Origin of the sequence: uncultured Victivallis sp. (genome assembly GCF_944391105.1) — a bacterium.
In the GTDB taxonomy this organism is placed as follows: domain Bacteria; phylum Verrucomicrobiota; class Lentisphaeria; order Victivallales; family Victivallaceae; genus Victivallis.
The window spans coordinates 1-6055 of sequence record NZ_CALXSK010000079.1; the positions used below are offsets into that span (position 1 = coordinate 1).

Here is a 6055-nt window from a genome sequence, read left to right on the forward strand (position 1 = left end):
AAATCACCAGCGATTTTTCTTCATTTGGATATTCTCGTTTCGCTTTCCCTGCCGCGCTAGCGGCTCAGTTCAAGTGTATCTCCGATACAGTTTCGGAAAATAAAAAGCAAAATTTACGAAAATTATTATTTTTGCTCTTGACTTTTCATCATATTTCGATCATAATTAATGGCAGAAACTCAGGAGTACAACAATGCCGAGACAGGGAAAAAGCAACAATATCCGGCTGGTGGCCGCACGAGCGGGAGTCTCCGTTGCATCGGTTTCGCGAGTGGTGAACAACCGGACCGATGTCAGCGAGGAGACCCGCCTGCGAGTCCAGGCGGTGATCGACGAGTTGAACTTTTCTCCCAACAAGGGGAAAGAACGGATTTTCAATATCGGCGTAATTCTCTCTTCCGATCAACCGATCATCAGCAACTACATCTCTCCTCTGATCGCCGGAATGACGGATTACGCGTGCCGCAACGGTGTGATCATCTCCGCAATCATGAACAGCCTCGGGAACGGATGCGGCCGATCGTTGCTGCAGCTGGTCCGGGAGCGGCGTTGCGACGCCATCTGTCTGCCGATGAGCACAAGCTGCTACTCGGCAATTGGAGAAATTGAGCGGGCGGGCATTCCGACAATGGCGATCAACGGCCCCTTTCGCGGGCGCCGACTCGGTTTCATCAACAACAACGCCTATCTGGCGGCATGCCAGGTCACGGGTCACTTGATCAACCTCGGACATCGGAAAATCGGCTATCTCTCCCAGTTCATGGAAAACGATGAGAACCATCAACACCGTTTCAAGGGGTATTGCGAAACACTGGTCAAAGCCGGAATCCAACCGGAAAAACGTTTCTTTGTCGAGCACATTCCGACACAGCTTGCGCAGGAGGCAGGTTACCTGCAGGCGCTGAAACTCTTTGAGCAGGCGCCGGATGTCACAGCCATTGTCGCCGCCGACGATGAGATGGCGATGGGGGCGTACAAAGCATGCTGGAAAACCCGTCGCCGGATTCCGGACGACATCTCCGTGGTCGGGTTCGATGACCTCCCGCAATCGGAATTTCTGACTCCGGGACTGACCACCGCCCGCCAACCGCTTTTTGAAGTCGGGACCAAGGCGATCAATTATCTCGTGCTGCATTTGCAGGGCAATCTCAATGAACTCCCCTGCGAAACTCTTGATCCGGAACTGGTGGTCCGCGATTCCACCGCTCCAGCCAAGTCACCCAAAGCAAACTCATGATAAAGGAGAGCGTAGAGATGAACCACCGTGCCTTCTTCACATTGATCGAATTACTGGTTGTGATTGCAATCATCGCGATTCTCGCTGCAATGCTGCTGCCGGCGCTGAACAAGGCGCGCGACAGGGCAAAGGACATCTCCTGCACCAATAACCTGAAACAGCAGGGGAATCAGGTGCAATTCTATATCGGAGATTACGATGGTTACATCGTCCCTGCCCGTACCGCCAACTACATGGATTTCGGCAGCGACTGGACCAGCACCTATGCCCGAATGCTGGGGGTTCTGTACAGCGGAATGAGCAAAGGGGGACTCCGCAATGCACAAATCTACCGCTGTCCCTCCTCCACCCAGTCCTATCTCCAGATTCTCGGAATGAATTACTGGTGGTACGGAGGGTATGGATTTAATTGCTTCAACAGCACAATCGACGGCGAAAGTTATGCCGGGCTGATGAGTTCTCTCAGCGGAAATACGGCATTCCCGCGGAAAATCTCGGCAGTACCTTCCCCCTCAAGCGTCATGGCAATCTGCGATGTCACGGAAGACTCCAACGCCTACTACAGCAGCGGGAATGTCTCGACCACGACCGGAACATATCCGTTGCTGCGGCATGGCGGTGGCGGAAACATCTGCTATCTGGATGGGCATGTAAAACAGCACACTTCGGCGGCATACAAAGCTCGCCTTCAGAAAGACGGCAGCGCAGATTGCGTTGCTTATTATAAACGGCGTGGCGGAGAGTAACCGCCCCCCCCCACCGCCCCGCATGAATCAACGAAGCACAACTAGGATCAACGATGAAAAAACACCTCTGGATTGCAGCTTTACTCGGGATGGCGCTTACGGGCAATGCATCGGATTCCGTCCTGACCGGAAACGCACGGATTTACAAGGACAACCGTCCTTCCATCGAAACCGGCGCGACATTGCGTTTTCTCACGGAAGGGCCCTTCGCCACAGACGAAGAACTGCTCAGGACCGGCAGCCGTCCCGGCGGAACCAACCGGGCGCTGCTTGACGGCAGTATCGGGCCGCAGGCGGAAACCCTCGCTTTCGGCTCATGGACAAAGGGAAAAACGGCCGACTTCATCATCGACCTCAAGGCACAGTATCTTGTGACGGCTGCGGAGCTCTGGGCGATCGAGGATCCGCAGCGTTCGGTACAGAGTTTTGAAGTTCTGCTGAGCAACGACGGAACGAAATTCATCCCGGTCGGGACCTGGACCAACCCGGGGACCCTCAAGAGCGGCAATCAGGGCAAACAGTTCTACGGGATTCCCCTCACCCTGCAACTGGGAAAACCGGCTCTGGCACGCTTCGTCGAATTCCGGGTGACGAAAAACCCGAACCGGTATCAGATGGTCCTTGCCGAGGCGGTCGTTCTCGGCCGCGTTTCGACCTCCTCCGACGCCGCGCTGTTACCCGAGAATCAGCGTCCCGACGTGAAACTCAAGGTCAGGGGCATTCAGGAATCGGCGGTGACGCTCGACTGGAGCGAATTTGCCGGCAACAACGCCCGGGCGTACCATCTGTATGAATCGGATAAGCCGTTCCGACGGATTGACGAACCGGGAGTGACCCTGAAAAAATCGTTCAGCGCAAATATCCGATCAACCATTCTTTATCCGATGGTTCCCGGCACCGTCCACTACTGGGGAGTCGCCGCTGAGTATGAGGACGGCAAATCTCCGACCGTGCAGGCAGTCCGGTATCAGGTTCCGAAGCCGTTTCAATGTGATCGATTCGGCGACATGCTGGCGATCAACCATTACTGGGGCGGCGGAGGGGCCCGACGTCACCCGCAACGTCCGCACATTGAAGCCTGGGAACAGGTCGCGCTGGATCTGCTCAAGGAAACCCCTTTCAAACAGATCCGCTGGTGGCTGGCGACACCGTCCGTCGTGGAAAAGCTCTATGAGAACGGCATCGGCATCACCCCGAATCCCAACCAATTCGGCTATCGCGACGGTTTTCCGATGGGGGCCTATGGTTTTACCGCGGGCAACGAGCCGGACGGCTCGGGAAAACCGATGGAGGTCTACAACAATTTTCTCAAAAAAGCGTACGAGGAAGGGAAAAAACTTTCTCCGGAAGTGTTGATTTCCGCCCCCACGACCGGTCTGGAGCGCCGTTCCCTTGAGTGGCTGGAAAAGTTCTACCAGGCAGGAATGAAAGAGTACTTCGATGTGATGGATCTTCACACCTACACCAAGCAATCCTCCGACTATCCGGTTCCGGAAGGCTATCCTCCCGCCGCCCCGGAGACCTTGCTGACTCTGGTTCCGCAGGTCCGCGAGATCATGAAGAAGTACGGAGATGAGGCCAAACCGATGATCTCAACCGAATTCGGGTATTCGGACTGCCTCAACTCCAATCCCAGCGGCAACATCACCCGTCGCAGACAGGCGGAGTTTCTGATTCGCGGCCTGATTCTCCACTATGTGCTCGGGTTCAAGCGTGTTTACGTCTACAGTTTCTGGGACGAGGGCGATGACAGGAATTACACGGAACACAGTTTCGGCATGGTCGACTTTTACATGCAGAAAAAACCATCCTACTACGCCAGCTGTGTTCTCGGGGAAATGCTTGGGGAGTGCACAACGTTCACTCCCGTCGACGGGATGAAATCACCCGATTACGGCTGGAATTTCCACAATCCCGTCACCGGGCAATATATCGCAGTGGTGTGGAATGGCGCAACCTCACGACTCGGCACATTTGCAACAACTCCGGGCAAAGTGGACATCGTGTCGATGCTTGGTGATCGTTCAGCGGCCCTGACCAGTGACGACGGCCGGTTCCGGGTTCGTTTCGGCTCCGCTCCGGTCTATCTTGTTTCCACGACCCCCTTCCGGCTTCTCGACATCAAAAATATCGAAGAAAAAGAGATCGCGACGGCCGCGCCACTGACACTCCATATTCCGGAAGTGATTGCCGACAGCGGCGAAAGTGCTGCCATTCCGGTTACAATTTCCAACGCCTCATCCGAAGCGTGCACGGCGAAAATCACGCTGGAAGATGCTGCCGGCAAACCTCTGGACTCCCGGATGCTCTCCATTCCGGCGCAGGGGGAAGCGAAAACCGACTTCACCTGCCGCTTCGGAAAAAATATTCTTGAGCCGGTCAAAATCAGCATCGGCTATGAGGATTCCACCGGGTCCCGCTACCAGGAGAAAACGACCTACCTGCGGCAGCTTGCGATGACACCGGGAGTCCGTAAACAGCAGATGGCCGGTGTGGATACTCCGATCTACTCCCTTGCCTCCGATACCCTGGAGCTGACCGTGGATCCTGCCCGTGGGGGACGGGTTCTGGAAATGCTGGATCTCAAACATGGCGGCAATCAGCTGCAACTCGACTACGCGCAACTCCCGAATCTTCCCAGCGTGCCCTTCGCGTACTGCCTCTGGGACAGGATGACCTGTACAACGACCCCGGAACTCTCGGTGAATCGCAATGCCCCCTATCAAGCAGAAATCGAGGGAAACTCCCTCACGCTGATCGCCGGGAAAGAGCTGCAGCTGACCAAACGCTATACGGTCACGGGAAACACGGCGACCCTGGAACTTTCGGTCAGAAACAATTCGGGAAAGGAACAGATCTTCAAATATTACATGCACCCGGAATACACGGTCGGCGGAACCGGAGACAGTACAGTCGATGAGCTGATCTTTCCCGTTGGCGGAAAAGAGCAGGTCATTCCCTTCTGGTCCGGTCTGGGAGAACGAAATACTCCGCCGCTCGACCGGGGCTACTGGCGCGTATTCGACAAGGCCGGGAAAATAGAACTCAGACAGGAGTTTGATCCCAAAACTTTTGCTCCGCCGCGCCTGTGGTTCGGCATCGGGGCCTACAATCTGGAGATGGAGACGTTTCCGGTGACTCTCTCTCCTGGAGCTGTCTGGAGCAGCAAGCTCACCTGGACGCTCCGATAACCGGCCCACGTGTCACTCTCGTCCCCCGTTTTCCGGCATGCGATTCGGGGGACTTTTTTAATTTCCGCGCGGCCATTCCGGTACGATGCAATCATCACTCAGAAATCAATGAGCGCACAATATCGTACACTACCCTTTTTCAAGTGCCTGCTCTCAAAATGTGCGCAATTTTCCGGACGTTATCCAGAAACAGGCCCTTTTTCAAGTGCCTGCTCTCAAAATGTGCGCAATTTTCCGGACGTTATCTTTGGACAACTTTCCATTGAACGATCGGTGTAAAAGCCTTTGAGTTACGATATCCTGCAATTGGAAATCTGCCTTAATTTTCACTTGGCAGAACTATCAAGATCATCACTTATTGAGCGCCATTCTATAACATGGTCTTTCATCACATTACCTGCTGCGTCAACGACAAGAAGTCCCGTGACTTTTACAGGTACAGTTCCATATGAAGTCGTTTTAAAACTTTTCTTTACGTAAAAATAAGGTTTATTGTTTTTATCCTCCACTAGAATGCAAAATTCTTTCCAATCATTTGGATCTGAAAATACAGGAGGAGTCGTTTTGATAAAACGATTATTAAATGTCTTTAGCTTCAATAAATACTCTTTTAAAGGCTGATTCTCCTCCAAATTTCCTGCACGCTGCTCTATTCCCTCTATAATACCACTCAAATCTTGTAAATCCAAAATATATTTCATATAAGAAATAGAAACAGGTTCAAAAATGATATAATCATTTTTATCAAACGATTTGTCTGATAAGCAGCAACCCGTTAATATAGCGGAGATAGTCAATCCCCATAATACTTGAACTGAGCCGCTAGCGCGGCAGGGAAAGCGAAACGAGAATATCCAAATGAAGAAAAATCGCTGGTGATT

At 53.2% G+C, this 6055-nt stretch carries 4 protein-coding genes; 3 read left to right on the forward strand and 1 reads right to left on the reverse strand.

Features of this window, described 5'->3' with window-relative positions:
* Positions 1-193 precede the first annotated feature (193 nt).
* Genes Q0K10_RS15350 through Q0K10_RS15360 form a run of 3 tightly spaced genes read left to right on the forward strand, consistent with a single transcriptional unit; the run spans position 194 to position 5174 of the window.
* Positions 194-1237 carry a LacI family DNA-binding transcriptional regulator gene (locus Q0K10_RS15350; protein WP_294508965.1) on the forward strand — a complete coding sequence of 348 codons (1044 nt, stop codon included), beginning with the start codon at positions 194-196 and terminating at the stop codon, positions 1235-1237.
* A gap of 17 nt (positions 1238-1254) precedes the next feature.
* Complete coding sequence (locus tag Q0K10_RS15355) at positions 1255-1983, forward strand: prepilin-type N-terminal cleavage/methylation domain-containing protein (RefSeq protein ID WP_294508968.1); 729 nt, start codon at positions 1255-1257, stop codon at positions 1981-1983.
* 53 nt (positions 1984-2036) lie between these two features.
* On the forward strand, positions 2037-5174 hold the full coding sequence (locus Q0K10_RS15360; protein WP_294508971.1) for a discoidin domain-containing protein: 3138 nt from the start codon (positions 2037-2039) through the stop codon (positions 5172-5174).
* A 326-nt stretch (positions 5175-5500) separates the two neighbouring features.
* Here the strand turns inward: Q0K10_RS15360 and Q0K10_RS15365 are convergent.
* Positions 5501-6055 (reverse strand): hypothetical protein (locus Q0K10_RS15365; RefSeq protein ID WP_294508974.1); only part of this gene is annotated, 555 nt, incomplete at its 5' end.

Coding starts and splice junctions, on each gene's coding strand:
- Q0K10_RS15350 (WP_294508965.1), top strand. CDS start 194: ATGCCGAGACAGGGAAAAAGCAACAATATCCGGCTGGTGGCCGCACGA.
- Q0K10_RS15360 (WP_294508971.1), top strand. CDS start 2,037: ATGAAAAAACACCTCTGGATTGCAGCTTTACTCGGGATGGCGCTTACG.
- Q0K10_RS15355 (WP_294508968.1), top strand. CDS start 1,255: ATGAACCACCGTGCCTTCTTCACATTGATCGAATTACTGGTTGTGATT.